The sequence below is a fragment of the Arsenicibacter sp. R0_47 genome (assembly GCF_057652235.1).
Map to the genome: position 1 here is coordinate 1 of NZ_JBYFCJ010000081.1, position 3,057 is coordinate 3,057.

Genomic DNA, 3,057 nt, shown 5'->3' on the forward strand with positions numbered 1-3,057 from the left:
TCGATCAGTTTGCGGATGATTTTAACTCACTAATCGAATTTATGACCATGCATAGGGTTTTATGAGAAAGCCCTGTTTCGGTAATCATACCTCTGTCGAGTACAACAATTTGATCAGCATTCCGTACTGTACTGAGCCTGTGGGCTACCACAACAACGGTTCTGCCCTGAAAAAATGTCTGTAAGTTTTCCAGAATTACCCGCTCATTCCGGGCATCCAGTGCATTCGTTGCCTCATCGAAAAAGAGATACTGCGGGTCTTTGTAAACGGCCCTGGCAATCAGGATGCGCTGTTTCTGCCCCTGACTGATGCCGTTGCCCTCTGCTCCGATTTTGGTATTTAGGCCAAGCGGAAGCTTTTCGATCAAATCTGAAATATTGGCCGTTTCGATAGCCTGCCAAAGCCGTTCGGGATCAGGGTAGTCTTCATTCACCGCAATATTGCGGGCAATTGTATCCGAGAAAATATATCCATCCTGCATCACTGCCCCGCAATAGCTCCGCCAGAAACGGTGACTCAAGGCTTGCAGGCGGGTCTCCCCAACATAAATATCACCTCGCTGCGGCTCGTAGAAGCGAAGTAGTAATTTGAGCAGCGTAGTTTTACCGCTACCGCTCATGCCCACAATAGCTGTTACTTTCCCTGCCGGGATGAGCAGATTAATATCACGTAAAACCGGTTCATTACCTGCGCCTGGATAAGTAAACGATACCTTGTTCAGGCGTATACCCCGCTGCCGGGGTAAGGTATCCATAAACAGCTGCCCCTGCGGTTCTTCATCGGTCAACTGATGAATTTCATTCAATCGTTCAAGGCTTAGCTGCGCATCCTGAGCCGATTTCAGGAATGCAATCAGTTGCTCGACCGGGGCATTTAACTGACCAATAATGTATTGTACGGCCAACATAGCGCCAAGTGTCATTTGGCCGTCTAAAACGGCACGGGCGGCCACAAACGTAATCAGAATATTTTTGCCTTCGTTGAGAACAACGGCTCCTGCCTGCTGAAACTGACTAAGCGACAGCCCCCGAATCTGTAAGGCAAGCAACCGCGCTTGCAAGCGCTCCCATTCCCATCGGCGGGTTTGCTCGGCATTGTGCAGTTTAATCTCCTGCATTCCGTTCAGAATCTGCACCAGGCTACTTTGGTTTTTAGCCGCTACCTCAAAATACCGCATATCGAGCTGCCGGCGCTGCCGTAAAAACAAAACTACCCAACCGGCATAACACAAACTACCGATTGCAAACAAACTGAAAATAGTGCTGTTGTAAAACACCAGTACGAACCCGAGCACCAGCAGATTGACCAATGAAAACACCGTTTGAAGCGTTTGACCGGTCAGAAACGATTCGATGCGGTGGTGGTCGTTAACGCGTTGCAACAAATCACCAAAGTTTTTGCTATCAAAAAACGACATCGGCAAACGCATCAGCTTAACCAGAAAATCAGTCAGAATGGCGATGTTGACGCGGGTACTGAGGTGGAGCAGAATCCAGGAACGCAGAAAATCAACCGCTGTCCGGCCAATCATCAGGGCTAACTGAGCGGCTAAAACCAGGTAAATAAAGTTCAGATTTTCGGTATTAATTCCGATATCGACAATGGATTGCGTCAGAAAAGGCAACAACAACTGCAGGCCACTGCCTACTAACAACCCAAGTCCTAATTGACCTATTAAATGCCGGTAAGGCCGCAAATAGCCTAACAAACGGCCAAGTCCAAGTCCTTGCCGGGCCTCTTCAGTGGTTTGGTAAAAAGCAGGTGTTGGCTCAAGCAAAAGCGCGACTCCGGCAGGATTTCCGTGTATGTCGGTAGTACTGACCCAGCTTTCACAAAATTCGGCCACCGAAATCGTGCGTAATCCTTTACCAGGATCGGCAATACATACCTCGACGCTTTGTAGTCCCCCCCCTGCCGCTTTTGCTCTGTTAAAAACCTTACGGAACCGTGCTGTTTTAAACGCATAAACCACCACAAAGTGGTTTTGCTGCCAGTGAACGATACAGGGTAAAGGAGCATCCTGTCTCAGTTTCTCCAGCGGAACGCTAACCGGCATCGTACGAAAACCAATCCCCTCGGCCGCCTCCGAAATGCCTCTGATTGAAACGCCATCCCTGGCAATGCCACTCTGCTGCCGTAATCCCTGTATCTGAAACGATTTACCATAATACTTTGCCACCATGCGCAGGCACGTAGGGCCACAGTCCATAGAATCGTACTGACGAAAAAAAGGAAATGATTTCATTGGCCGTACAGTGGGTTGTTGGTGGGATTTTCTGCGGCCCACTGAGCCGTATACGGATCGTAGCTACATTTGGCAGGTTTCGAATAGATATTTTCGGGCTTTTGAACATACGCCCGGCAATCCGTGCATATATGCCTGAACTCACAGTCCCGACAAATAGCTACCTGATCTTTATGGATCGTCCAGAGCGTAGTAAACTCAGTATCCTGAAGAGCATCCGCTAAGAGTGTATCACTGACATGCCCGAAATGCCGGGAAAACGACGGACAATTTTTAATGTACCCCGCCGCATCAACCGCAATTTTTCGGTTCAGACACGTGTTATGTTGCTGTGACTCAAGAAATGTAGTAAGGGTAGCTGAAAAATAATCAGGCCCTATCAGCCCGCAGTGCGATTGATCAGTTATTGGCTGCCGTGTATAAACAATAGGGTATTTTGACAATTCAGACTGTTTATCAACGTGTATAGCATCGGCGGAGTGGAATACGAGCTGTAGCAAACGCGGGTACGAAATGAACAAATTTGCTAAACATTCATTTGTATAACTATCCGTTGCTTTGGTCAGCAAATCGACCGAAATTATCCGCAGTCCGTCTAAGGCTTTTAATACGTTCTCAAGGGTTGGCAGGGGTAATGTATAATAACTTCTGACCTGTATGTGTTTGCAGCCTAAGCCGTCTAACTGCCGGAAAATCTGCTCAAAATCATGTGTTGAGTATTGATCAATATCAATGATCAGGGCTTTCTCATAAAACCCTATGCATGGTCATAAATTCGATTAGTGAGTTAAAATCATCCGCAAACTGATCGA

At 47.5% G+C, this 3,057-nt stretch carries 2 protein-coding genes; both read right to left on the reverse strand.

The window, feature by feature from the left end; genetic code table 11:
- Window positions 1-4: 4 nt before the first annotated feature.
- Complete coding sequence (locus AC23NW_RS35975; RefSeq protein ID WP_487455511.1) at window positions 5-2,245, reverse strand: peptidase domain-containing ABC transporter; 2,241 nt, start codon at window positions 2,243-2,245, stop codon at window positions 5-7.
- Window positions 2,242-3,006 (reverse strand): grasp-with-spasm system SPASM domain peptide maturase, encoded by a 765-nt coding sequence (gene gwsS / locus AC23NW_RS35980; protein WP_487455513.1) that lies wholly within the window; start codon window positions 3,004-3,006, stop codon window positions 2,242-2,244. The genes AC23NW_RS35975 and gwsS overlap by 4 nt, the downstream gene beginning before the upstream one ends.
- Window positions 3,007-3,057 lie beyond the last annotated feature (51 nt).

What these genes read in the sequence shown, in the direction of transcription:
- AC23NW_RS35975 (WP_487455511.1), bottom strand. Translation starts at nt 2,245, where the DNA reads ATGAAATCATTTCCTTTTTTTCGTCAGTACGATTCTATGGACTGTGGC.